This is a genomic window from Leifsonia sp. GW821-FHT13C09 (assembly GCF_058806435.1).
This window is the reverse complement of sequence record NZ_JBXAPS010000007.1, coordinates 69,103-92,171: the sequence shown is the minus strand read 5'-3', so window position 1 is coordinate 92,171 and position 23,069 is coordinate 69,103. Positions and strand designations below refer to the sequence as shown.

Annotated in this window: 21 protein-coding genes; 8 read left to right on the top strand and 13 right to left on the bottom strand. The window is 70.4% G+C overall.

The features are described 5' to 3' along the window. Positions 1 to 2 precede the first annotated feature (2 nt). Positions 3 to 443 (top strand): hypothetical protein, encoded by a 441-nt coding sequence (locus tag AC1ROW_RS18845; RefSeq protein WP_493020683.1) that lies wholly within the window; start codon positions 3 to 5, stop codon positions 441 to 443. Positions 444 to 455: 12 nt separating this feature from the next. On the opposite strand, the gene AC1ROW_RS18840 is transcribed toward AC1ROW_RS18845, so the two are convergent. The 8 genes from AC1ROW_RS18840 to AC1ROW_RS18805 all read right to left on the bottom strand — a co-directional run bounded on the left by AC1ROW_RS18840 (position 456) and on the right by AC1ROW_RS18805 (position 10,212). Then, a complete protein-coding gene (locus AC1ROW_RS18840; protein ID WP_493020681.1) occupies positions 456 to 803 on the bottom strand; it encodes a hypothetical protein in 348 nt (115 codons plus the stop codon). 126 nt (positions 804 to 929) lie between these two features. Further along, positions 930 to 1,589 carry a sortase family protein gene (locus AC1ROW_RS18835; RefSeq protein ID WP_493020679.1) on the bottom strand — a complete coding sequence of 220 codons (660 nt, stop codon included), beginning with the start codon at positions 1,587 to 1,589 and terminating at the stop codon, positions 930 to 932. Beyond that, positions 1,582 to 2,547 (bottom strand): class C sortase, encoded by a 966-nt coding sequence (locus AC1ROW_RS18830; protein WP_493020677.1) that lies wholly within the window; start codon positions 2,545 to 2,547, stop codon positions 1,582 to 1,584. The genes AC1ROW_RS18835 and AC1ROW_RS18830 overlap by 8 nt, the downstream gene beginning before the upstream one ends. A 91-nt stretch (positions 2,548 to 2,638) precedes the next feature. Beyond that, on the bottom strand, positions 2,639 to 4,147 hold the full coding sequence (locus tag AC1ROW_RS18825; RefSeq protein ID WP_493020675.1) for a SpaH/EbpB family LPXTG-anchored major pilin: 1,509 nt from the start codon (positions 4,145 to 4,147) through the stop codon (positions 2,639 to 2,641). Positions 4,148 to 4,202: 55 nt separating this feature from the next. After that, positions 4,203 to 6,887, bottom strand: a complete 2,685-nt coding sequence (locus AC1ROW_RS18820) for a hypothetical protein (protein WP_493020673.1) — start codon at positions 6,885 to 6,887, stop codon at positions 4,203 to 4,205. A gap of 179 nt (positions 6,888 to 7,066) precedes the next feature. Beyond that, positions 7,067 to 7,945 carry a carbohydrate ABC transporter permease gene (locus tag AC1ROW_RS18815; RefSeq protein WP_493020671.1) on the bottom strand — a complete coding sequence of 293 codons (879 nt, stop codon included), beginning with the start codon at positions 7,943 to 7,945 and terminating at the stop codon, positions 7,067 to 7,069. Continuing rightward, positions 7,942 to 8,901: a carbohydrate ABC transporter permease gene (locus tag AC1ROW_RS18810; RefSeq protein WP_493020669.1), complete on the bottom strand. Its 960-nt coding sequence runs from the start codon at positions 8,899 to 8,901 to the stop codon at positions 7,942 to 7,944. The genes AC1ROW_RS18815 and AC1ROW_RS18810 overlap by 4 nt, the downstream gene beginning before the upstream one ends. A 3-nt stretch (positions 8,902 to 8,904) precedes the next feature. Further along, positions 8,905 to 10,212: an ABC transporter substrate-binding protein gene (locus AC1ROW_RS18805; RefSeq protein ID WP_493020667.1), complete on the bottom strand. Its 1,308-nt coding sequence runs from the start codon at positions 10,210 to 10,212 to the stop codon at positions 8,905 to 8,907. A gap of 217 nt (positions 10,213 to 10,429) precedes the next feature. Between AC1ROW_RS18805 and AC1ROW_RS18800 the strand changes: the two genes are divergently transcribed. After that, a complete protein-coding gene (locus tag AC1ROW_RS18800) occupies positions 10,430 to 11,470 on the top strand; it encodes a LacI family DNA-binding transcriptional regulator (RefSeq protein WP_493020665.1) in 1,041 nt (346 codons plus the stop codon). Between the two features lie 67 nt (positions 11,471 to 11,537). Here the strand turns inward: AC1ROW_RS18800 and AC1ROW_RS18795 are convergent, their stop codons facing one another. Further along, positions 11,538 to 11,750 carry a hypothetical protein gene (locus AC1ROW_RS18795; RefSeq protein WP_493020663.1) on the bottom strand — a complete coding sequence of 71 codons (213 nt, stop codon included), beginning with the start codon at positions 11,748 to 11,750 and terminating at the stop codon, positions 11,538 to 11,540. Further along, positions 11,747 to 12,412 carry a sigma-70 family RNA polymerase sigma factor gene (locus AC1ROW_RS18790; protein ID WP_493020661.1) on the bottom strand — a complete coding sequence of 222 codons (666 nt, stop codon included), beginning with the start codon at positions 12,410 to 12,412 and terminating at the stop codon, positions 11,747 to 11,749. The genes AC1ROW_RS18795 and AC1ROW_RS18790 overlap by 4 nt, the downstream gene beginning before the upstream one ends. Before the next feature lie 144 nt (positions 12,413 to 12,556). Between AC1ROW_RS18790 and AC1ROW_RS18785 the strand changes: the two genes are divergently transcribed. The 3 genes from AC1ROW_RS18785 to AC1ROW_RS18775 all read left to right on the top strand — a co-directional run bounded on the left by AC1ROW_RS18785 (position 12,557) and on the right by AC1ROW_RS18775 (position 15,837). Further along, positions 12,557 to 13,702: a lactonase family protein gene (locus AC1ROW_RS18785; protein WP_493020659.1), complete on the top strand. Its 1,146-nt coding sequence runs from the start codon at positions 12,557 to 12,559 to the stop codon at positions 13,700 to 13,702. A gap of 660 nt (positions 13,703 to 14,362) precedes the next feature. Next, a complete protein-coding gene (locus AC1ROW_RS18780) occupies positions 14,363 to 15,379 on the top strand; it encodes a hypothetical protein (RefSeq protein WP_493020657.1) in 1,017 nt (338 codons plus the stop codon). An 86-nt stretch (positions 15,380 to 15,465) separates the two neighbouring features. After that, the gene (locus AC1ROW_RS18775) at positions 15,466 to 15,837 is read left to right on the top strand and encodes a hypothetical protein (protein WP_493020655.1); all 372 of its coding nucleotides are present in this window, start codon (positions 15,466 to 15,468) and stop codon (positions 15,835 to 15,837) included. A gap of 14 nt (positions 15,838 to 15,851) precedes the next feature. On the opposite strand, the gene AC1ROW_RS18770 is transcribed toward AC1ROW_RS18775, so the two are convergent. Beyond that, positions 15,852 to 16,742, bottom strand: a complete 891-nt coding sequence (locus tag AC1ROW_RS18770) for an arginase family protein (RefSeq protein WP_493020653.1) — start codon at positions 16,740 to 16,742, stop codon at positions 15,852 to 15,854. A 138-nt stretch (positions 16,743 to 16,880) separates the two neighbouring features. After that, positions 16,881 to 17,552 (bottom strand): TetR/AcrR family transcriptional regulator, encoded by a 672-nt coding sequence (locus tag AC1ROW_RS18765; RefSeq protein ID WP_493020651.1) that lies wholly within the window; start codon positions 17,550 to 17,552, stop codon positions 16,881 to 16,883. Between the two features lie 82 nt (positions 17,553 to 17,634). Here AC1ROW_RS18765 and AC1ROW_RS18760 point away from each other — a divergent pair, with 82 nt between their 5' ends. The 3 genes from AC1ROW_RS18760 to AC1ROW_RS18750 are packed head-to-tail and all read left to right on the top strand — an operon-like array spanning position 17,635 to position 20,990. Then, the gene (locus AC1ROW_RS18760; protein ID WP_493020649.1) at positions 17,635 to 19,065 is read left to right on the top strand and encodes a purine-cytosine permease family protein; all 1,431 of its coding nucleotides are present in this window, start codon (positions 17,635 to 17,637) and stop codon (positions 19,063 to 19,065) included. Continuing rightward, positions 19,062 to 20,687, top strand: coding sequence for an amidohydrolase (locus tag AC1ROW_RS18755; RefSeq protein WP_493020647.1), 1,626 nt, complete (start codon positions 19,062 to 19,064; stop codon positions 20,685 to 20,687). Before AC1ROW_RS18760 ends, AC1ROW_RS18755 begins: the two co-directional genes overlap by 4 nt. Positions 20,688 to 20,747: 60 nt before the next feature. Continuing rightward, a complete protein-coding gene (locus tag AC1ROW_RS18750; protein WP_493020645.1) occupies positions 20,748 to 20,990 on the top strand; it encodes a three-helix bundle dimerization domain-containing protein in 243 nt (80 codons plus the stop codon). Positions 20,991 to 21,106: 116 nt separating this feature from the next. Here AC1ROW_RS18750 and AC1ROW_RS18745 read toward each other — a convergent pair whose 3' ends face one another. Continuing rightward, positions 21,107 to 23,068, bottom strand: coding sequence for a potassium transporter Kup (locus AC1ROW_RS18745; RefSeq protein WP_493020643.1), 1,962 nt, complete (start codon positions 23,066 to 23,068; stop codon positions 21,107 to 21,109). Position 23,069: the final 1 nt, after the last annotated feature.

The following is a 23,069-nucleotide window of genomic DNA, read 5'->3' as shown; positions in this document are numbered from 1 at the left end:
CGGTGAGACGCATCGGACGGGGCCACCTGGCCTTGGTCGGAAAGGACTTCAGCCCGCGGCCGCCGACGCCGCACGTGGCACGGCAACGGCTGCGCGGCGTGATCACGGCGGAGTACATCGAGAAGATGCCCGACTTCGTCGCACTCTCCCGGCTGGCCGGCTTCTGCGGGATGAGCGAGGAGGAGCTCCGCCTTCGCCTGCGTTCCGCGTCCGCCCAGGTCTATCTCCGGGACGGCGTCCAGGGCGTGTTCCCGGAGGAGTGCGTGGAGTTCCTGGACGATGTCCGGCTCCTTCGACTCCCTCTGCCGGAACCCGAGCCGGCGACGCCGCTGGAGTTGATCGCGGTGTCGCTCGAGGCTTTGCGCGAACTGAGCCGTCGCGCGCAGCTGGAGGAGTCCACGATCCCCGAGTACCTCGATCGTCTTCTCGATGTGGAGCTGTGACCTGGCGCACGCTCAGAGGCGCGCCAGGTCGATCAGATGCAGCAGCGCCCCGTAGGCCCTGCTGGCCCCGGCGCAGCGCCTCAGGTCGCCGGCCATCGCGTAGGAGGCCACGACGGTCGCCACCGTCCGCGCGGCGTCGTCCAGCGCCCGCCGGTACGCCGGGTGGACGACCGGCGTACCGGAGGCTGCGACAGGTGTGCACTGGCGCACGGGCACCCAGGCGTGGGCATCCGACGCGGGGTCCAGCAGGAGGCACACCAGCCCCAGCGCCCTGTCCCGGTCGATGACCATGCCGCTGATCGCGTGCTCCCCGGCTGCCCACGCCACGATCTCGCCGGGGTTCGGCCACTCGAATTCCACCCTCGTCACCTTCGTCCTGCTCGCTCGCCGACTCGGCCCTCCACCTGCGAAGACGTGGCTCGCGGGCGATCCTGACGGCCAAGTCCGGGTGAAAAGCCGGGTCGGCCGCTCGTCGGCGGATCGTGCTCAGCCGACGAGCTGCGCCGTGATGACCAGGTTGTCGACGGACTCGGTTCCGTCGGGGACCTGCAGGCAGGTCAGGAGGACGAGCCGGCCCGGCGCGTTCGCCCAGATCCCGGTGCTCGCGTGGACGTCCGGCTTGGGGACCTTCTGCGATCCGGTGACCCGGTAATGGAGGCCGGCGACATAGACGTCGGCCCCGGCCTTCACCGAGGAGGTGGCGGCGTCCACGTCGATGAGGTAGTTCCCCGGGCAGACCGCTCCGCCTCGGCAGGAGTGCATCACGACGAACACCGTGCCGGTCGCGGCGTGGGATGGGTCGGCGCCGTAGTTGCGGACGAGGTAGGCCGAGGAGAAGCCGGGCGGGTCGATGACGCCGTCCACCTCGTTGAGCTCGCCGAGCGGCACCGTCAGGCCGGTGGCGGGGACGTGCAGGGTTCTGCCCGCGACCTGCGCGACCGCGTCGGTCTTCTCCTGCACGGCTCTGGACGGTTGCGGCAGGATCACCGGGGAGCCGAGCATGTCCTTCGGATAGCTCTGCTCGCTGAGGACGGTCGAGACCGACCAGCCACCGCCGATGACCGCCGCGGCGCAGAGCACTCCGACGAGGGCGATACGGACGGGTCCGAGAGGGCGGCGTCTGCGCCGGTGTCGCGACTCAGCCACGCGCGGTCCTCGGGACTCCGGCCGGCATCATTACGGCGGCCGAACCCTGGCCCGCGGAGGCGCGCCGGCGTAGGCGGAGGGGTCGCCCCGACCACCAGACGTACGCGGCTGCGGCAGCGACCGTGGCCGCGAGGACGACCGTCCACCACGGGAGCCCCGGGCCGGCTGCCGGCCGGGCTCCGGCGGCGACCGCGGTCGCCGGCGTCGGGGTCACGCGCTCACCGGTGACCAGGATGCGCTGGCTGTTGATCCCGATCGGGGTGCACGTGACGAGGGTGACCAGGTCCTTTCCCGGCACCGGGTCGAGGGTCTTGGTCTGGTCGGGGTCGACGACCTTGATGTCGAACACCCGGTAGGTCAGCGTCTCGCCGAAGACGTAGAGCGAGAAGGTGTCGCCGTCGACCACCTGGTCCAGGTTGGTGAACAGGGTCGCGGACGCGAGCCCGCGATGGCCGGCAAGCACGGCATGGGTGCCCGGGCCGCCGACCGGCAGCGAGCTGCCCTCGAGGTGCCCGACGCCCTGGGCGAGGGTGGTGTCGCCGGTGCCATGGTAGATCGGGAGGTCGGCGCCGATCGACGGGATGACGATGCGGCCCATGAGCCCGTAGGGGTCGGCGGCGAGCAGCCGGTCATAGTCGAAACCGCGGGGGAGTTGGGCGCCGGTGGCGACCGGGATGCGCTCGTCCGCCTGCACGGCCGCGCCGCTCTGCAGGGCGGCGTTGTAGGCGTGGGCCTGCGCCAGCGCGGCCGCGCGGCTCGCCGGCCCGAGGACCTTCACGGCGTCGCCGTACTTCGCGATCTGCTGGGCCTGCTGGATGGCGGTGAACCAGCTCGCCGCCGACGGGTACAGGGCGACGCTCACGCCGAGCACGCTGAGGACGGCGATCGCCGCCGAGAGGGGGGAGAGCCGCCAGCGGCGGCGGGCGCGACGGCCGAGCGGCTGTTGTGCGGAGGTCATCGGGGTCGCTCCTGAGTCGTTCGGGGGGGAGAAAGGTGTGGAGGCGGCGGGCGGGTCAGCCTCCCCGCCGCGCCACCTCCACGGTGGACGGCTACTGCTGGGCAGCGCCGGCCGTCACGTCGTCGGCGTCGACCCGGCGGCGACGGACGACGAGGATTCCTGCGGCCACGGCGAGCGCCAGAAGGGCGAGGCCGCCCACGAGGAACACGGCGGTGCCGGTGGAGCCGGTCAGCGGGAGGGCGATCGGCGGCGCCTGCGGGTCGGTGACGGTGATCGTCGGGTTGGCGCTGCTGCCCGGTGCGACGGTCACCGCATAGCCGCCGGCGGTCTGGGCGAAAGCCGGAGCGATCGTGTACCCGGCGGGGGCCTGGGTCTCCACGAGGAAGTAGGTCAGGTCGGCGCCCGTGCCGTCCACCTGGGCCTTGAGGCCGTTGATGGCGACCGTGCCGCTGGAATCCGACGTGAACGTCGTGACGCCGCCCACCGACACCGGGCTCGTCAGGCTGCCGGCGTCGGCCGAGGAGGTGAACACCTGGAACTGCGCGCCGGAGAGGGTGTTGCCGCTGGGGTCGACCTTGCGCAGGGTGACGTCGCCCCAGGTGTCCTGCACGGTGTTCGACGGTGTCGTGATCGGCTGCGTGGTCGAGGACTGGATGGTCTGGTTGGCGATGTTCTGGATCGTGCCGGTGCCGACCGCGTTGACGACCGTCGGGATCTTCGCGGTGACGACGGCGCCCGGGTTCGCGGTCAGGAGGGTCAACCCGGCCGGGGTGAAGGTCACCGTGACCGTCTGACCGGAGACGCCGACCGTGTAGTCGGCCGCCGGGAGCGGGATCGCGGTGCCCGTCGACGACGCCAGCGAGACGGTGACGCTCGCCGGAGTCGGCGGGGTGAGCCGCGTGTCCAGGACATCGGCGATCGTGAACTGGGTCAGCGGGTCGCCCGACTTCTGGTTGGGGACCGTCGCGGCGACCGACCATTTGACCGTCGAGCCGAGACCGTAGGCGCCGGTGTCGTCCACGCTCTTGACCGGTGCGCCCTGCACCGTGTTCTTCGGGTAGACGTAGACGTTGCTGAGCCAGGTGTTGCTCTGCGGCAGCGGCAGGGTGACGAGGAACGGCTGGCCCAGTTCGGTGCCGGCCGGGGCGCTCGTCTCGGTCACCTCGTAGACGGCGGGCGTGGAGGTCGTGTACGTCGTGACTCCGCTCGCGTTCGTCGCGGTCAGGGGCGCGGCGGTCCCGGTGGTGTAGGTGGTGCTGCCGTTCACGACCTGGCCGGAGGCGTTCACCGTGAGGCCGGCCGCGGTGGTCCAGCCGGCGGCGGTGGTCAGGTCGACGCCGTTCACGGGCGCGACGCTGAACACGACGCCGGGAATCGGGGTGAGGCTGCTCACGTTCTGCTGCGTCCCGTTGGCCGGGGTGCCGCCGGAGGCCGGGTTCGCCAGCTTGGTGATGGTGAGCGTGTAGGGGCCGGCCGGGACGTTGCCGGTGGCGGCGTCGGCGGGTCCGGCGAGGGCGGCGACGCCGGCCAGTGCGAGAGCGCCGGCGCTCAGGAGGGCGCCGATCAGGCGCCTCCGGGGACGGGTGAGTGCGGTGTTCATGGGTGGGTTTCCTGTTCTTCCTCGGGTCGGGATCGTTGGGGGTGGGATGGGGTGGTCAGGCTCGCCGGGCTCGGGGGCGTCGGGCTCGGCCTCGCCGGAGCGTCTGCGCCGCGAGGAGCACGGCCGCGGCGGTCAGGAGGCCGAGTGCGGAGAAACCGATGACGTCCGTCCCCAGCCCGCCGGTGAGCGGCAGCGCGATGGTCGGGACGGCTTGGTTGACGAACCGGTAGAGCTGCTGGGTCCCGGGCGGGGCGGTCACCTGGTTTCCGGAGACCGCCGTCCAGGTGCCGCCGCCGTCGGTGGACTGCTGCAGCCCGAGGGCGAGGTAGGCGGTCGTGGACGACAGCGCCTGCTCGGTCAGGGTGTAGCTCGTGCCGGGCTTCACCTCGACGGTGTTCGCGGTCGTGGTGGTCTCCGCTCCGGCGAAGGAGGTCGCGCCGCCGAGCGCGGCGGGCGGTGCGATGGTGAGCGTGAACTGCCCGGCGGTCAGTCCGCCGTCCGGGCTCTGGATGTGCTTGAGCAGCGTGATCGTCGCCGTCGTGTTCGTGATCGTGCAGGTGACCGCCTGCCCGTAGCCGACCGTGACCGCCCCGCCGGTGACGGGCACGGAGGTCGCTCCGGCGGCGCAGGTCCAGCCAGCGGCGGTGGGCACGTAGTTCTGCGCGCCCGGTGCGCTGGAGGACTCCGCGAGCGCGTAGGCCACGCCCGGGGTGATGCCCACGTTCGTGGTGGCTCCGGTTCCGGTCGTCCCGCTCGGGCCGGGCAGCGCTCCGCCGGGGCCGGTCGCAGTGAGCGTCCAGGCGGTGGGGGCGACGCTGCCGAAGGCGACCTGCTTCACGAGCGTGAGCGTCTGCGTGCAGGTGACGGTGTTGGTGATCGTGAAGGTGTTCGGCGTCGGCGTCGCGCTGAGGGAGCCGGCGTACGGCAGCGCCGCGGGCGTGCCGAGGGCGGCGCCGTTCACCGCGGTGAGCGCCGCGGACGACAGGGTGCAGCCCGGCGGGACCGCGACGGAGGTCTCGCCCACGCTCACCGACTGGCCGACGACGTAGCCTCCGTAGGTGCCGCCGAACGACGGCGACGCCTGCCCGGTGAGCGTCGGGGCCGCGGAGAAGCCGGCCGGCGGGGTCGGCGCCGTGTCCGTCCCGCGCGCCGGGATGTCGTACGTGCCGACGACCGTCCCGCCCGGGGTCTTGACGATCCAGGTCTTGTCCACCTGGACCGTCTGCCCGGTGCTGGCGTTGGAGACGACGCAGCTCACCGTGCCCGCCGCGTTCGGCATGGTGAAGGTCGCTCCGGTGGCCGTCCAGCCGGTGCCGGCCTGGGTGCACGTGTAGCTGGCGGCGTAGGTCGCGGCCGTGCCGCCCATGGCCTCCGCAAGGGTGACGGTGCTGCCCAGGTTGGCGGTCGCGGTGGCGACGTTCGCCGTGTCAGGGTTCGCGCCGGTCCCCGCGGTCGAGGTCCTGCTCACCGCGCCGGTCACGGCCGCGCCGCCGATCGTCAGCGCCGCGGTGGAGCCGGCGAGCGCGCCGACCCAGCGTTTGGTGAGCGTCACCGCGGCGGTGAGGGCCGTGTTGGTGAGCGTGCAGTTCACGGACTGGCCGGGCAGCAGGCTCACGGTCGCGCTCGCTCCGGCGGCGCCGGCCGGAAGCGCCGGCTGAACCCCGGACGCGCTGGGCGTGCCGGTGCAGGACCAGCTCTGGGCGTAGTCGATCAGGCTCCCCGCCGCGGCGGTCTCCTTCATGGTGAAGGAGGAGCCGGCGACGTTCCCGATGAGGTACACCGAGCCGGTGGTCGCCGACGAGGCGCCGGCCGTCGTGGCGCTGCCCAGCACGTTCCCTCCGCCGTCGGAGACCGACACCGTGAACGAGTCGCCGGGCGTCCCGCTCACGATCTGCTTCGTCAGGGTGATGTTCTCGAACAGGAACCCGAATGCCACGGCCTGCCTGGAAGTCGACGCCTGCAGGGTCGCCTGCAATGTCGCCGGGGCGGTGGCGGCGACGATGGGCGTCCCGGTCTTCGCCTGCAGGCTCCCGGCGCCGCCGCCGGTGCAGGTGACCGTCGTCGTCCCCGCACCGGTGAAACCACCGCCGCAGGCGTTGCCGAGCGCCTGGATCGAGGACAGCGGCGTGCTCGCGGTCCAGGAGATCGACTCCGGGTACGTCACGGAGACCGGGTAGTCGGTGCTCTCGGCGTCCGCGCTCACCAGCGAGAAGTCGCTGACGGCGGTGCCGAACCGGTCGGTGACGGCGACGTTGGAGATCGTCACGACCGTCCGGTTGCCCGCGGGATTTTTCGCGGGGCCCTGCTGCTGGTACAGGGCCGGCTGGCCGGGCACGCCACCGTAGGCCCCGTTGCCCAGATAGGCCGCGCTGTAGCTGGGCAGCGCCGAGGGAGCCACCGACTGCCCGGACACGTTCAAGGTGAAGGTGGCCGTATACCCTCCGGGCAGAGTCTCCGTCATCGGCTCGCCGGCCGCGGAGGTGGCCTGGACGCTGTTGTAGCCGCTCAGGTCGAGCCAGCACAGCGAGCTCGCGTAGACGCCCGTGCCGGCAGTGGTGGCCATCCCGCAGGCCGAGGCGGTCGCGGCCCGCGCGGGAGCGTCGGCGGGGCCGGCGGCCGCCACGATCGCACCGGCGCAGACGAACGCGGCCGCCGTCGCGATCGCGACGACGGCTCGCGCGCGCCGGCGCGCGGCGCGTGCTCGATGACGTGGGACGATGCGGGGGCTCATCGTTCTCATGGGCGGCTGACTCCTCGGGTGATGTCCCGCCTGCGCCGGCGGAAGCCGTCGGCAGAGCCGGACCGCCGGTTTCTCCCGGCGTAGAGAGGAGTGCCGCACGTCAGAGCAGTGACGCGCGATCAGTCAATCCACAGGTTGGTGGGGGCGAAACCGAGGATTCTCGCCGCCCGGCGCTGTCGTCACCGCCCCGCCAGCGACCCCCCGATGCCGCCCACGCTGAAGTACCGGTTCAGCACCGCGAACACGACGATCGGCGGGATCATCATCACCACTGCGACGCTCATCACCGGGCCCCAGTCGGTCTGGTTCTGCTGGAAGAAGGTCTGCAGGCCGATCGGCAGGGTGAAGTTCTGGTCCGAGCGGAGGAAGATCACCGCCACCAGGTAGTCGTTCCAGGCCAGCAGGAACGCGAAGATCGCCGTCGAGAGCACCCCGGGCAGCGAGTTGCGCAGCACCACGCGCGAGAAGCTGCCGAAGACCGAGCAGCCGTCCATCCAGGCGGCCTCCTCGAGGCTGATCGGGATGGAGTCGAAGTAGGCCGCCATCATCCAGATCGCGACGGACATCGTCCCGCCCACGTACAGGATCACGACGCCGCCGAGGGTGTCCACCAGTCCGATGTTCGCGAACAGGATGAACAGCGGGATGACCGCCGTCACCACCGGCAGCGACTGGATCACGAACAGGGTGAGCGAGAAGCCGGCCACCAGCCGCCCGCGGCCGCGCGAGAGCACGTAGCCGGCCGGCGCGGCGATGACGACGGCGACGACCACGGTCGCGAGCGTGACGACCAGGCTGTTGGCCACCCAGACGCCGAGGTCGGTCGAGGTGACGACGGTCACGAAGTTGTCGAGCGTCGCGCCGGTCGCGGAGCTGCCGAGCCCCGGCTGCAGCGAGAGCAGCACGACGGCCGCGAGCGGGACGAGGTCGATCGCCGTGACGACGGCGAGGACGCAGAACCGCCACCAGCGGCCCCGGTCGCCCTCGGGCCGGGGACGCCGGGCCGGCGCGGGCGAGGGCTGCCGTGCCGGTGCGGTCTGCTGGGCCAATGCCGTCATTCGATGGCCGCCTTTCGGATCTGCCGGTAGAGGGTGACGCTGACGATGACGAGCACGACCGTCATCAGGAAGGCGATCGCGACACCGGGACCGGTCTGGAAGTTCTGGAAGACCGTCGTGTACGCGAGCACCACGAGGGTCTGGGTGGAGTTCACCGGTCCTCCGCCGGTGAGCAGGAAGATCGTCGGGAAGTCGTTGACGCAGAAGATCGTCATGAGGATCCAGCTGATGTACGTGGATCGCGAGATCATCGGCAGCGTGATGAACCGGAAGGTCTTCCAGCGCGACGCGCCGTCCACCCGGGACGCCTCGTACACGGTCGTGTCGACCGAGGCGAGGGCCGAGGACATCATCATCATCATGAACGGGAAGCTGACCCAGACCTTGAAGACGCAGACGGTGACCTGTGCGAGCAGCGGGTCGGCGAGGAAGAGCACGTCCCCGAAGCCCAGCGCCTTCGCGAGCAGCGGCAGCGGGCTCTGCGGGGTGGCGACCAGCCAGTTCCACGAGGTGGAGGAGACGACGATCGGCACGACCCACGGGAGCAGCAGCAGGACCTTGAGAATGCCGTTCGCCGGGACGCGCGTGCGCAGCAGCAGCGCCAGGCCGAGGCCGATGAGCCAGCTCCCGAGAACGCCGACGACCGTGAAGACGACCGTGAACCACGCCGCGTGCCAGAACTCCGGGGAGGTCAGCACGGTGGCGTAGTTCTGCAGACCGACGAACGTGCCGGGGTCGACGAGGTCGCCGTTGCGCAGGGACTGCTGGGCCGCGTACAGCACGGGGTAGAGGTTGAGCAGCAGGAGCAGCAGGACGGCCGGGGCCGCGAAGAGCACGAGCGTGAGCGCGCTCGAGCTCAGGCGGCCGGGCGGGCGCGTGCCGGGCCGGCCGCGGCCCGCGACCGCGACGCCGCGGCGCGCGCGCCGGACCGACTCCAGTGTCGATGGGGTGGCCATGAGCTACTTCTGCTGCGAGGTCAGGGTCTTCTGCAGGGTCTGCAGGGACTCCTTGGGGGTGGCCTTCTGCGACAGCACGCTCTGCGCCCATGTGCTCATCGCCGGCGTGCTGTCGACCAGGGTCACGTCCGCGAACAGCGCGTCGCCTCCGGGGGCGGCCCAGGTCTTGCAGATGGGCTGCCACTTCTCGATCATCGTGACCGCGTTGGGGTCGGCCTGGAACTCCTTGGTCGCCGCGATGGACTTCAGCACGGGGAGGCCGATGCCGGTGTTCTGGGTCCAGAGCGGAGCCATGTTCTTGTAGTAGTAGGTCAGGAAGTCCTCGGAGCCCTTCTGGCTCGGGGTGTGCTTGTACATCATGATGTTGTTCGGGAAGTACAGCGCGCCTTTGCCGCCGCGAGCGCCGGTGAGCGGGTCGGAGACGGCCATGTCCTGCACCAGCGGACCGCCGAGCACCTGTGCGAGACCGGGGCTCTCGAAGCCCATCCCGAACTTCCCCGCCTTCCACTGGCTCTGCGCGTTGGTCGTCGAGTAGCTGACGCTCCCCGGGTCCATGTAGCCCTTGCGGACCATCTCGACGACGAACTCGAGCGCCTCGATGTTGGCCGGTGTCACACAGTCCGGCTTCTGGTCGGCGTTGAAGAGGCCGCCGCCGTTGTTGATCAGCAGTCCGGTCAGCACCTGGAAGCCATTGCCCTGCGCACCGGAGGCGATCCCGAAGCCGTAGACGCCGATCTTCTTGAGCGCCGCGCAGACGTCGAGGTACGACTGCCAGTCGGTCGGCGGCTCGACGCCCGCCTTCTCGAGCAGGGACTTGCGGTACCAGAGGACGCGCATGTCGAGGTTGTAGGGGACGGCGACGTAGCCCTTGCTCGTCTTCATCGTGTCGAGGACGCCCGGCAGGAAGTCGTCGAGCATGCCATTGCTCTTCCAGGAGTCGAACAGGGAGTCGGCGTAGGCGATGTAGTTCTTCTCCGCGAACTGGAAGGCCTGCGTGCCTGCGCCGCTGCTGACCGCCGGACCGGTGTTCGAGGCGAGGGCGGATGCGAACGTCGTCGTGAAGTTGGACCACTGCACCGCCTGGTAGCCGGCCGGCGGGAGGCCGCTCGCGGGCTTGTAGGCGAGCGTGATCTTCTTGTCCAGCGGCGAGAAGGCGGTGCCTCCCCACGGCATGTTCCAGAACTTGAGCGTCGAGGTCGACGTGCCGCCGGGCGAGCTGCAGGCGGCGAGAGCGGCGAGGACGGCGAGTCCTCCTGTGCCGGCGAGTAATCCTCGCCGGGAGACGGTTCCCGAGAGCAGGCCGTTCGTCATGCGTGTCTTCTCCTCCATCGGCCGGAAGCGTCTTCCGGCGGCTTTCTTCGTCGAACACCCGGAGAGGTGGCCCCGTCCGGAATCTCCGAATTTGCGCAAATTTCAGCGCCGGAGAGGACGGTTTGGTCATGCTTGCAGCAAAACACGACGGCCCGCAATACTTTTCAACTCACGAAAGTTTGCGCAACCTTGCCCGACGACTGTTATGCTTCCCGGCATGACGAGCGAGGGTCTCCGCCGGGAGCGGCCGACACTCTCCGACGTCGCGGGAATGGCCGGGACGAGCGTCCCGACAGTGTCGAAGGTGCTGCGCGGCGGCACCGACGTGTCGCCGGGGATGCGCGACCGGGTGATGGAGGCGGTGCGTGCCGTCGGTTATGCGCGGACCCCGAGGGCGAACGCGCCCGACGCCGACGCCCCGGCGATGATCGACCTGGTCGTCAACCACGTCCACGGAACCTGGGCGAACGGCGTCCTCACCGGCGTCGAGGAGGCCGCGACGGCCGCGAATGTCGATGTGGTCATCACGGTCGCCCGCGGGGACGGCAACTGGGTCTCCCGCCTGCTGCGGCGGCCGTCGCGGGGTGCGATCGTGGTGCTGGTCGACCCCGCGCCGAGCCACTTCGCGGCGCTGGAGGCGGCCCGCATCCCGGTTGTGCTGGTCACCCCGATGAGCGAGCCGAGTGCGCCGTCGATGCGCGTGGGCGTGACCAACTGGGACGGCGGGCGCGCCGCGGCGGAGCATCTGCTGTCCCTCGGTCATCGTCGCTTCGCCGTGGTCGGCGGCGACCGCACGCACCTGTACAGCCGCGCGCGGATCGACGGGTTCCGCTCGGCCCTGGAAGTCCAGGGAGTCGCGGCCCCCGTGGTCGTGCACGGCGACTGGGACCGCGGGCGCGCCGCGGCCGCCATCGCACCGGTGCTGATGGGCCCGGAACGCCCGACGGCGGTATTCGCCTGCTCGGACCTGATGGCGATCGGTGTCTACGACGCGGCGAAGGCGGCCGGGCTGCGCGTGCCGGACGACCTCAGCGTGGTGGGATTCGACGACGTGCCAGAGGCGAGTTGGAGCTCGCCCGCGCTCACGACGATCCGCCAACCGATAGCCGAGATGGGCGGCGCGGCCGTGCGCCTGCTGCTGTCCGCGGCCGAGGCGCGCGGCGGTCGGGCCGTCGCGCCGGACGCCGCGGACCTGGCGCGCGTGGACCTCCCGACGAGGCTGGTCGTCCGCGCCTCCACAGGGCGGCCCGGGGACTGACGGGCCGGAGCCCTGCGACCGCAGCGGCGCAGGGCGCGGGAGCGGGTCGACGGGTCGGTCGGCGATGCTAGCCGCCCAGCGCCGCCAGCAGGCCGGCGTAGTCGTCGCCGCACGCCGCGCATCGCTTCAGGTGGAGGGCGACGCCCGGGTAGCGTGCCGCGGCGTCGCGTCCGGCCAGCACGAGCTCGGCGAAGACGTGCATCAGCGACATCGTCTCCGCGCAGCCCGCGTCGCGCGGGTCCGTGCTCAGGAAGACCCCGATCCGGGATCGCGCGCTCATGTCACCTCCTCGCCGTCGTCGTCCAGATAGTGATTAGTGACAAGGTAGCGCCGCAACTTCCTTCGCGCGTCGAAGAGGACCTTGTACAGCGCCCCGCGAGTGGTCCTGCGCGCGACCGCGAGCGCCTCGAGCGGGACGCCCTCCACCACGACGGCGAGCAGCACCTCGCGCTGCCTGCGGGTGAGCACGGTGTCGATGGCGTGCCGCAGCGCCGCGAGCAGTTCGGCCGCCGTCCCGGCCTCCTCCGGCGAGATGCCCAGCCGGTCGGGGAGGCGGTCCCAGCCGGCCGCGTCGAGGGAGAGCGTCCGGCGCTGCCAGTAGTGCCGGCCGATCTTCGTCGAGACCTCGAAGATCGCGAACGTGTACGCCCAGGTCGTGAACCGGCTCTCGCCGCGGAACTCGTGCAGGCGGCGCAGGACGCCGAGGACCGCGTCGGCCGCGGCCTGATGCGCGATGTCGTCGAGCTCCGGCCCGGCGAACGGCAGCGAGGCCGACCGACGGCGAACCTCGCCGCGCGCCACGCGCAGCAGCAGCTCGTAAAGGCGTGCCTCGGCCGAGCGCTGCACCGCGCCGCCGGCCGTCAGCGTCCGCCGCCACTCGTCCGTCTCGGCGCGGTCGTCGTCCGTGGGGCGCCAGCGCTCCGGCACCGCGTCGACACCCATGGCTCGATCGTAGGGCCGCGCGGAACTTCCGGTCGAGCAGGTAAGCATCCGCAGCCGGCGCGACACTCACCCCTCGAGCGCGCCGTGCAGTGCCGCGCTCGGTCAGGGCGCCTCGGCGCCGAACCGAAGGATCGAAGGAGAATCATGAGAACACCACTTCGTCTCGCTCTCGCGTCGGCGGTCGCCGTCGCCGCGACGGCCCTCTTCGCGGGGCCCGCCCTCGCCGCGCCCCCGGTCGACGGCGGCCTCCCGGACTCCGCAGGCACCGGTTCGGCGGTGTTCGTCCAGACCGACGGGCTCGCGGGCAACGCCGTCGTCGCCTACGATCGCGCGGCGGACGGCTCGCTGCACCAGGCCGGGACGTACCCGACCGGCGGCCTCGGCGGCGCGCTCACGGGCGCGGTCGTGGACCACCTCGCGTCGCAAGGCTCGCTCCTCCTCGACCGCGGCCTCCTCTACGCGGTCAACGCCGGGAGTAACACGGTGACGGTCTTCGCCGTGCACGGGGACCAGCTCGTCCGCCGGGAGGTCATCGGATCGGGCGGGAGCTTCCCGGTCAGCGTGACCGCGCACGGCGGCCTGGTCTACGTGCTTAACGCGCGCGCGGGAGGCGCGGTGCAGGGCTTCGTCCGGGTGGCCGGCTTCCTGGTCCGCATCCCGGTCTGGAACCGCCCGCTCGGACTCGACCCGACCCTCACGCCGGAGTTCACGCACACGCCGGGGCAGGTGGCGTTCACCCCGGACGGGTCGCAGATCGTCGTCACCACCAAGGGCAACGGCAGCGCGATCGACGTGTTCGGCGTCGACCGGCTGGGCGGCCTGTCGCAGCATCCCGTGACCAACGTCGAGCCGGGCGCGGTGCCGTTCGCCGTCTCGTTCGACGCGGGCGGCCACCTGGTGGTGGCCGAGGCGGGCACGAACTCCGTGGCCACGTTCGCCCTCGCGCCGAGCGGCGTCGTCACCCCGATCGCGAACGCCGCGACGGGACAGGCGGCGACATGCTGGATCGCACGCGACGGCGCGGCGTTCTACGCCTCCAACGCCGGAAGCGGCACGGTGTCCGGGTACCTCGACCCGGGCGCGGGCGCACTGACGGCCCTCGGGAACACGGCTACCGGCGCGGGGACGGTCGACGCGACTGTCACCGGGGACGGCGGGTTCCTCTACGTCCAGACCGGAAAGGACGGAGCGGTCGACGGGTTCCGGGTGAACGCCGGCGGCGGGCTGACGAGCGTGGGGTCCGTGGTTGTGCCGGGTGCTGCAGGTGGGGAGGGGATCGCCGCGGAGTGACGACGTTCGCCTGAGTGGCGCGTCGCTGCTGCCCGGCCGAGCCCGCGGCGGCAGCGACGCCCGTATCGAAATCAGGTCACGACGCCCGAGAGCGTCGTCGCGATCGAGACGACGTCCACCACAACCTCCCCAGCACCGCAGCTGTGAGACCGGCTGGGGCGAGCAGGCCGACCGTCAAAGTCAGCAGAATGGTGCCCGTCGCGTCGTTTCCCATCGGGCGAGGATAACGCCCCCGATTCGATCCTCGGCCACGCGTGGAAGCGGCTTCCGCCAGTGAGGAGGCCGAGACGGGCGACCCGCGTAGACGCACATCGCCCTGCGCATCACCCGGGGCGCGAAAATCAGCCGGGCACCACAGCTACGGCCGCGGCAGCAGCGGCGACAGCATCTCGCGCTCCCCTTCGCTAGGCCCCTGGGCAGCAGCGGCTGCCGAGGCGTTGCGCGGGTGATTAGGAATGTTAAGAAAGGCGTTGCTCAGCCGAACATTGCTCTTGCAAAATCGAAAATGTGTATGTCAGACCGATAGCGTGCCGAAAGTGACAGCTCGGGAGATGCCCAGAGCTCGCTATCGGAGCACCAGTGTCGTTTCCTGCTACCCGTTCGCTTTCGAGCCTTCTTCTCGCGTCAGCACTCGCGTTGACTTCTGTCGGCGGATTTGCGGTGAGCGCGAACGCCGCCGAGCCTGCTGACCTGCTGGATCCCATGTCGATGATGAGCGCGCTCGCTCCGGACAAAGAGACGCCGACATCCGACGAAGTCACGCTGGAACGAAGCTCGCCGGATCCAGGGGCCAGGTCGCGGATGCTTAAACCTCAGCGTTTCACGGTGTCGGCCGAAGAGTTCAAGACAGAGACGGCGGTGGCTCTGGATAGCTCGGTTTCTTTCGTCGAGAGAGTCGGAGCCTACTCGGTTTACTCCAATGCCGACGCGACTGCTGCGGTCTACGCAAAACCGACGCCTGCAGGCGCTCAAATCATCTTCGCAGCGGTGAGTAAGAGCGAACTGGATTCGTTCAGGGTCGCTCTTCCGCTGAACATGACGAGCATTGACTCGCGTGCTGATGGAAGCTTTTTCGTCGACCAAGTCGATGGGGCGGGTCTCTTCATCCGTGCGCCGTGGGCTCGAGATGCCAACGGGATCGAGCTTCCGAGCCGGTATGAGTTCGACGGAAGCGATCTCGTGCAGCGGGTGGACATAACTGCTCAGACGACCTATCCCGTGATCGCGGACCCGGCCTGGGACTACCTGAATGACTACGGGATTGGAAGCACGACTCCTGAAGTGGCGCGGCTCGCGCTTCACGGGTGCTTCAATTGCTCGTTTCCTGTCCCGGGAGCGCCCCGTAACTTCCCTGGCGCGGGCCAGAGCCTTCCACTGACTGTCGGACCCTGGTCGTTCGCTTGCACGTTCAGAAACGAGGACTATCGCCCGATTCCGGGGCACCACGCCTGGGGCTTCATCTTCGATGCGGCACGTGGTCACGTGGACGGACTCGGAAGTTGGATCTCGTTCGACTTCTTCCAAAAGCCTGGCGAGTCCACATACACGCTTCGGGTCTACGGGTACATCGTCAATGACAATCCCACAGGCGTGGGTCGACCCGCCTACCTGACGGGGGCAACCGCGAACTGGTACTTGTTCGCCCAGCACATGAGCAACGTGACGGTCCTCACCTAGGAAGGGACAGCCCCATCTCGACAACGTCTCCGAAAGGCTTCCGGACAGGCGAGGCGATCGGTGTACCTCTTGCCGTCACCGCGCCAATGGTGGTGATCGTCGCGCTCATCCAGGTCTTTTTCGCCGCAGTCGTAGCCGTTCTGTGGTTCAGCTTCAGCGCGGTCGCGACCGTTGTTGCGCTTGTCAGCTTGAAACCTGATCGTCGGTGGTTCGGTCGGGGTCGCCCAGTCACTCCCGGTCGACTCTTCGCGGTCATCATGTCGACGTGGGTCGTCGCGTGGGTCGTCGCCGCGATCGGATACGCCTGCGCCGCGCTCCTCCTGACACCTGCGGCGTCGGTGGCCTATGCGCTGGGAGTGCTCGCATCTGCCGCAGTCGGCATGGCGCCGTTCCTACTGGTGTATGTGCTCACGTCCGCCATCCAGCTCAGCCGCTATTCGCGTCGCCTGGCGCGGTAGGGGCGCGTCGCCCGTCAACTTCGCGGCAGCAGCGGCGACAGCATTTCCACCACGAGCTGCGCCGACGTGTTGAAGCGGTCGGTCGGGTCGTGCTCGAGTTCGCTGAGCTGGAGGCCGATCACGCGCTCGCCGGCCAGGGTGCGGGCCGTGGTCACGACGTTGTCGATGGTCAGGCCGTTCGCGATCTGGTAGTCGGTGAGGACGATGCCGGGCTGCAGGACGTCGGCCGAGAAGTGCACGAACACCTCGCGGCCGGCGATCGTCGCGGCCAGCTCCTCCTGCATCCGCGGGCCGGCCGGGACGTTGCGGATGGGGGAGTTGGCGATGATGTGCCTCTCGGCCTGGTCGAGGTCGCGGGCGCCGACCAGCACCACGTTCGACAGGGCGAGTTCGCCGCCGTGGCCGGACTGCCACAGTCCGGTCGCGGCGCCGAGCGCCATCCCGCTGAGGTCGCCGGTGCGGGTGGTCGTGGGGGTGTGCAGGCAGGGGTGCGCGCCCAGCCACACGATTGCGGCGTCCGGGTGGGCGCGGGCGACCGCGGGGAGGGTGGCGAGGGCGGCCGCGTTCCTGGTCAGGCAGAAGGCGCTGAAGGCGGCGGTCCGCAGGGAGTGCTCCGTCGTCTCGGCCAGGGCGTCGAGCTCGGGCTGCGCCTGGTGGAGGGCGGCCCGCCAGCCGAGGCTCTGCCCCTGGGACGCGCCTTCGCCGATCACGGCGACCTTCGCCTCGATCCGCCGGCCCAGTGTCTTCGCGAGGTCGATGGTGGCCCGGCGCGCGCGGTCGTTGTGGCCGGACACGCCGTCGACGAACGCGGTGACGGTCGGGCGCCCCAGGCCGGCCTGAGGGGAGTCGCGCGGTGGCGTCTGCGGGAGAGGGTAGGCCGGAACCTGGTCGACCACGGTGCTCATTTTTCCAGACGCCCTTCGGGTAAAGCGTGTGAGTGCGGTGAGGACACGATAACAACAATTAGTTGCTGGGGAGCAAGCACATCTGGACCGAGTCGAGAAATCGCCAGAGCCGGCCGGCACGGACGCGGCCCGCGGACGTCACGCCGTCGTGCCCAGCGCCCCCGCCTCCAGTCCCAGCGTCCACTCCACCACGTCCGCGACGAAGCGCACCTGGGCGGGGTTGCTGAGGTCGCCGGCGCTGTTGACGTACGAGCCGCTGCCGTCGACGGCGATCAGGATGCGGATGCTTGCCCATTCGGGGTCGACGTCGGCGAACACCCCCGCGTCCACGCCCTCCTCCACGATGGCTCGCAGCCGGGAGCGGTCGAGGGCGTCCTGCTCGCGCAGCGTCTCCTCCAGGGACGGGGTGAAGCGGGAGAGGTGGCGAGCGTTCAGCCACAGCCGGGCCAGCGGCCACGACGCCCCGGAGTCGATGTGCTGGACGAAGTGCGCGAGCCGCTCCAGCGGCGGGCCCTCGGTCGGGAAGAAGCGCTCGCGCTCGATCGTCGCCGCGCGCGCGAACGCCTCGTCGACCAGGTCTTCTGCCGCAGGGAAGTAGTGCGAGATGAGTCCGGGCCGCACCCCGAGCCGGGCGGCGACGGCGCGGAGAGTGATCCGCTCCAGGCCCTCCTCGATCGCGATCTCGGCGGCCGCGGCGAGGATCTCCTCGCGGCGCTCCTCGGCGGGCTTGCGCGAGCGGGGCTGGCTCGTGGCCGCCTGCTGCGCCTCCGCCTGACGGGAGGCGTTCTCGGACGTCGCTCTTGACTCCATGACTCCCATGCTATTGAATGACTGACCAATAGCCAATTGGGCACCTGACCAATAGCAATGGAGCTGAGTCGAAAGGAACGCCATGACCGGAGAACGGATCGGCGCCGAAGAATTCGTGGATGTGTCCACCCAACCCGAGACCCGCGGGATCGAGGTCATCGGCGACGCCGACCGGCACGGCCGGGCCCGCGACCTGTTCTTCGTCTGGGCGGCGCCCGGGGTGAGCATCCTCAACTTCACGATCGGCGCGACGCTGATCCTCCTCGGCCTGGAGATCTGGCAGGCGGTCCTCGTGATCATGGCCACCGCACTGCTCTGGGTGTTCCCTGGCATCATCGCCGCCAGCGGACCGGCCTCCGGCACCTCGGGCTCGGTGGTGACCCGCGCCATGTACGGGATCATCGGCAACAAGCTGTTCGTCGCGTTCGTCGGCTGGTTCATCGGCGCGGTCTTCCTCGCGCTGACCTGGCTGGCGTCGTCCTTCATGGGCGCGGACCTGCTGCGGCGGGTCGGGCTGAGCGATCCGGTCTGGGTGCCGATCGGCGTGACGATCGTGGTCTCGGCGGTGACCATCGCGGTGGCGATCTTCGGGCACGCGCTCATCCTGCGCGTCTACCCGGTCATGGCGGTCCTGCTGTTCGTGATCTTCGTGGGCGTCTCGCTGTTCATCCTGCCGACGGTGAACTGGGGCTACACGGCCGCGCACCCGCTGAGCGGGATCGCGCTCTGGTCGGCGATCACGGTCGGGTTCACCATCCTCGCCTCCTCGCCGCTGTCGTTCATCAACAGCCCGGACCTCGCCCGCTACCTGCCGCGCTCGACCAAGGCGTCGCACATCGCGGCGGCGACGGCGCTCGGCGGTGCCCTCCCGTTCGTGGTGTTCACGATCGTCGGCGTCCTGCTGGCGACCGGGCTGAAGTCGGGTGCTTTCGACGCGGGGATCGACGTCGCGCTGTTCGACCTGCTCCCGGGCTGGATGGGGCCGCTGCTGGTCATCGGCGTCATCGTGAACACGATCGCGCTCAACGCGATGACCGCCTACTCCTCCAGCATGTCGCTGCAGGCGATCGGGTTCAAGCTCAAGCGCATCCCGGCCGCGATCATCGTCGGCGTCGTCGGGACGGCGCTGACCATCTACCTGGTGCTGTCGTCCAGCCTCCTGGAGGCCGCCAATCTGCTGCTGCAGTTCCTGGTCGTGGTGTCCGGGCCGGCGATGGCGATCTTCGTGGTCGATGTGATCCGGCGCCGCAACGTCTACGACGGCCTCGACCTGTTCGACGACCGGCGGGGAGGCCGGTTCTGGTACACCGGCGGCTGGAGCGTCCCGGGCATCACCGCTCTGGTGGTCGGCGGCGTCGCGACGGCGCTGTGCCTGTCGACCGACGTCTGGACGGGGGCGATCTCGGGAGCTATCGGGCACATCGACCTGTCCGTGCCGGTCGGGATGACCGTGAGCGCGTCGATCTATTCACTGTTGAGCCGGACCCGGCTCGGAAAGGAGGGCCGGCTGTGACCGACCGCAACCCGACCACGCTCTACCGCAACGGCCGCGTCTTCACCGCGGACGCGGATCCGGACTCCGCCTGGGCGAGCGCGTTCGCCGTGACCGGCGACACGATCACCTGGGTGGGGGAGGACGGCGCGACGCCCGCCGCCGACCGCACCGTCGACCTGGAGGGCCGGCTCGTCCTCCCCGCGATCACCGACGCGCACACCCACCTGCTGATGATGGGCGCCGCGCTCGGCCAGGTCTACCTGACCGACGCGCGCGACCTCGACGGCATCCTCCGGCTGCTGGTGGAGGCCCGCGAGGCGCAGCCCGACGCGACCGCGCTGCGCGGGCGTGGCTGGCTGTTCGACGCGATCCCGGGCGGGGCCCCGACCGCGGCGATGATCGACGCGGTGCTCCCGGACCTCCCGGTGTACTTGGACGCCAACGACTACCACTCCTGCTGGGTGAACAGCGCGGCGCTCGCCGAACTCGGCATCACCCGCGACACCCCCGACCCGATCGGCGGCGAGATCGTGCGCGACGCGGACGGCGAGCCGACCGGCCTGCTGCTGGAGACAGCGGCGACGCAGTACGCCTGGGCGCAGCGCGACGCGGCCACCACCGACGCCGACCGCGACGCGCACGTCGAGCGCACCATCGACGCCTATCTCGCGACCGGGGTCGCCGGCGTGGTCGACATGGCGTTCGACGAGTTCGGTCTCGCCGCGCTGAAGCGCGCGCAGGAGCGGCGCGGCGGAGAGCTCCCGCTCCGCGTCGCGGCGCACTGGCTGATCACGAACACCGGGGACGACGCGGCGAACCTGGCGCAGGTCGAGCGGGCGGCGCAGCTCGCCGCCGAGCCGGCGACGCCGTGGCTGCGCGTGGTCGGCATCAAGCTCATCCTGGACGGCGTGATCGACGCCTGCACGGCGGCGATGCGACAGCCTTACGCGGACGGGAGCAACGCCGACCCGATCTGGCCGCTCGAACGGCTGGCCCCGGTCGTCGCCGCGGCGGACGCGGCCGGCCTTCAGATCGCTCAGCACGCGATCGGCGACTACGCGAGTCAGCTCGCCCTCGACGCGCTCGAGCACGCGGTCGCCGTCAACGGCGATCGTCCGCGCCGGCACCGCATCGAGCACCTCGAGTACGCCGCCCCAGGGACGGCGGAGCGGATGGCGCGTCTCGGCGTCACAGCCTCGATGCAGCCGGTGCACTCCGACCCGGCGATCTTCGAGAACTGGGCCGAGATGCTGGGCGACGAGCGGGTCGAGCGGGCGTTCCCGTGGCCGGAGTACGAGGATGCCGGCGCGCTCCTCGCCTTCTCGACGGACTCGCCGACCGCGCCGCACCAGGCGCTCGCGAACCTCTACGTGGCCTCCACCCGCGCCTCCGCGCTCGACCCGTCCGTCCCTGCGGTGCACCCGCAGTACGCGCTGCCGCTGGAGCGGGCGGTGGCGCACGCGACGCGGGACGCGGCGGCGTCGGTGGGCGACGGCGACTGGCGCGGGCGGATCGCGCCGGGGTACGCGGCCGACCTCGCGGTGCTCGACTCCGACGTCTTCGCGGAGGGCGCCACGTCCCTGCTCCGAGCGCGCGTGGTCGAGACGATCGTGGCCGGGAGGACGGTCTTCGCGGCGTAGCGGCCGCTCGTTCGGCAGGCGTTCACTTGCCTTTTCGGCTGCCGGGCGGACAATCGCGGCATGACGAGCGAACACGACAAGCGCACCCAGGGTGCGGGTCTGCAGGACGAAGCCGTGGCACTCGAGCACGCTGCCGAGCGGCTCAGCAATCGGTTCCCTGAGGTGCCGAAGGAGGAGATCGACCAGCTGGTAGAGCAGCGCTACGAGCAGTACGAGGACGCGGCCGTGCGCGACTTCGTGCCCGTGCTGGTCGAGCACGAGGTGCGCACGGAGCTGGACGCGGAGACCGGCGAAGCCGAGTAGCGGTCGGCTCTTGCCCCACGCGGTGCATCGACGGGTCCCACACGGCGTTCATCCCGCGGCACGCGGAGATCGCGGAGGTGATCCGCGCGGCGGCGAAGAGCTGAGCCCGCGACGCCTCAGATCTCGACGTCGCTGCCCATCGTGACCGTCCGCAACGCCGGCAGCCCGAACCGCGCCGCCGGGTTGGCGGCGTTGTGGGCGAGCGCGATGAACAGCGACCGGCGCCACGGCACCATGCTGTCCTTCCGGGTGATGCGGATCGCGCCGCGGGAGATGAAGTAGGACGCCTGCTTGAAGTTCGCCGAGTCCAGCGGAAGGACGCCCTCCCGCACCGCGGCGCGGAGTGCGCGCGGGATGTCCGGCTCGTCAGAGAAGCCGAACGTGATGTGCAGGAACTCGATGCCGTCGTCGGCGTAGCCGAGCGGGTCGTAGTCGAAGGCGTCCGCGGCCGGCACGTGCGGCACCTGCGCGGTGCTGACGCCCACGATGATCACGTGCTCGTGGAGGACGTGGTTGTGTTTGACGTTGGCGCGCAGCGCCAGCGGGGTGGTGGCCTTGTTCGGGTGCGGGAAGATCGCGATGCCCGGCACCCGGGCGAGGTTCTGCTTGCGGATCTCCTCGATGAAGTCCGCCATCGAGCCTTCCTTCTTCAGGCGGTCGGCCTGCACCAGCGCACGCCCCCGGCGCCACGTCGTCATCACGAGGATCACGACGCCGGCGATCAGCAGCGGCACCCAGCCGCCGTTGATGATCTTGGAGAGGTTGCCGGCCAGGAAGCTGAGCTCGAGGCCGCCGAAGGCCACGGCGGCGAGCACGATCTTCCACGGCGCCCAGTGCCAGAGCGGCCGTGCGACGAGCAGCAGCAGCACGGTGTCCACGACCAGCGCGCCGGTGACCGAGATGCCGTACGCCGTCGACAGCCGGTCGGACGAGCCGAACGAGAGCATGACGGCCATGACGCCGATGAACAGCAGGAGGTTGACCGCCGGCAGATAGACCTGGCCGCCCTCGTGCTGGGAGGTCTGCTTGACGGTCAGCGGCGGCAGCAACCCGAGCTGCACGGCCTGGCGGGAGAGCGAGTAGGCGCCGGAGATCACCGCCTGGCTCGCGATCACCGTCGCCGCCGTCGCCAGGATGACGACCGGGAGCCGGCCCCACTCCGGGATGAGCAGGAAGAAGGGGTTCGCTCTGGCCGCCGGATTGTTGAGCACCAGGGCGGCCTGGCCGAGGTAGTTGAGCGTCAGCGCCGGGAACACCAGGAAGAACCAGGCCCGGCTGATCGGCGCCCGGCCGAAGTGGCCCATGTCCGCGTAGAGGGCCTCCGCTCCGGTGATGACCAGGACCACCGCGCCGAGCGCCACGAACGCGATCAGCGGCTTGCTGACGAGGAAGGCGAAGGCGTACGTCGGCGACAGCCCGAGCAGCACGGCCGGGTACTGGACGACCATCACGAGCCCGGCCACCCCGATCACGACGAACCACAGGACCATGACCGGCCCGAACAGCACGCCGACCTTCCCGGTGCCGAACTTCTGCACCACGAAAAGTGCGATCAGGATAACGGCCGCGATGGGGATGACCAGGTGCGAGATCGCCGGCACGGTGACGTGGAGGCCCTCGACAGCGGACAACACCGAGATCGCGGGCGTGATGATCGAGTCGCCGTAGAAGAGCGAGACGCCGACGATGCCGACGACCAGCAGCGTGCCGGCCTTCCCCGCCTTCGTCGCGTAGAGGCGCTGCGCCAGCGCCGCCAGGGCCATCACGCCGCCCTCGCCGTCGTTGTCGGCGCGCATCAGGATCCCGATGTACTTGATGGAGACGATGATCGTCACGCTCCAGAAGATGAGCGAGATGACCCCGAACACGTCGTCCTGCTGCGCACGTACCGCGCCGTTGTCGAGCAGGAAGACCGTCTTCAGCGCGTAGAGCGGGCTGGTGCCGATGTCCCCGAAGACGACGCCGAGCGCGGCCAGGGAGGCCCCGAACAGCAGTCGCTGCCGATGGTCGGGCCTCCGGGGCGGGGGGCTGCTCCGCTCGGCCAGCTTCTGCGCTGAATGCTCGTGGTTCTGGTGCACG

What these genes read in the sequence shown, in the direction of transcription:
- AC1ROW_RS18830 (WP_493020677.1), bottom strand. Translation starts at nt 2,547, where the DNA reads ATGACCTCCGCACAACAGCCGCTCGGCCGTCGCGCCCGCCGCCGCTGG.
- AC1ROW_RS18825 (WP_493020675.1), bottom strand. Translation starts at nt 4,147, where the DNA reads ATGAACACCGCACTCACCCGTCCCCGGAGGCGCCTGATCGGCGCCCTC.
- AC1ROW_RS18820 (WP_493020673.1), bottom strand. Translation starts at nt 6,887, where the DNA reads ATGAGAACGATGAGCCCCCGCATCGTCCCACGTCATCGAGCACGCGCC.
- AC1ROW_RS18815 (WP_493020671.1), bottom strand. Translation starts at nt 7,945, where the DNA reads ATGACGGCATTGGCCCAGCAGACCGCACCGGCACGGCAGCCCTCGCCC.
- AC1ROW_RS18810 (WP_493020669.1), bottom strand. Translation starts at nt 8,901, where the DNA reads ATGGCCACCCCATCGACACTGGAGTCGGTCCGGCGCGCGCGCCGCGGC.
- AC1ROW_RS18805 (WP_493020667.1), bottom strand. Translation starts at nt 10,212, where the DNA reads ATGACGAACGGCCTGCTCTCGGGAACCGTCTCCCGGCGAGGATTACTC.
- AC1ROW_RS18800 (WP_493020665.1), top strand. Translation starts at nt 10,430, where the DNA reads ATGACGAGCGAGGGTCTCCGCCGGGAGCGGCCGACACTCTCCGACGTC.
- AC1ROW_RS18795 (WP_493020663.1), bottom strand. Translation starts at nt 11,750, where the DNA reads ATGAGCGCGCGATCCCGGATCGGGGTCTTCCTGAGCACGGACCCGCGC.
- AC1ROW_RS18790 (WP_493020661.1), bottom strand. Translation starts at nt 12,412, where the DNA reads ATGGGTGTCGACGCGGTGCCGGAGCGCTGGCGCCCCACGGACGACGAC.
- AC1ROW_RS18785 (WP_493020659.1), top strand. Translation starts at nt 12,557, where the DNA reads ATGAGAACACCACTTCGTCTCGCTCTCGCGTCGGCGGTCGCCGTCGCC.
- AC1ROW_RS18775 (WP_493020655.1), top strand. Translation starts at nt 15,466, where the DNA reads ATGGTGGTGATCGTCGCGCTCATCCAGGTCTTTTTCGCCGCAGTCGTA.
- AC1ROW_RS18770 (WP_493020653.1), bottom strand. Translation starts at nt 16,742, where the DNA reads ATGAGCACCGTGGTCGACCAGGTTCCGGCCTACCCTCTCCCGCAGACG.
- AC1ROW_RS18765 (WP_493020651.1), bottom strand. Translation starts at nt 17,552, where the DNA reads ATGGAGTCAAGAGCGACGTCCGAGAACGCCTCCCGTCAGGCGGAGGCG.
- AC1ROW_RS18760 (WP_493020649.1), top strand. Translation starts at nt 17,635, where the DNA reads ATGACCGGAGAACGGATCGGCGCCGAAGAATTCGTGGATGTGTCCACC.
- AC1ROW_RS18750 (WP_493020645.1), top strand. Translation starts at nt 20,748, where the DNA reads ATGACGAGCGAACACGACAAGCGCACCCAGGGTGCGGGTCTGCAGGAC.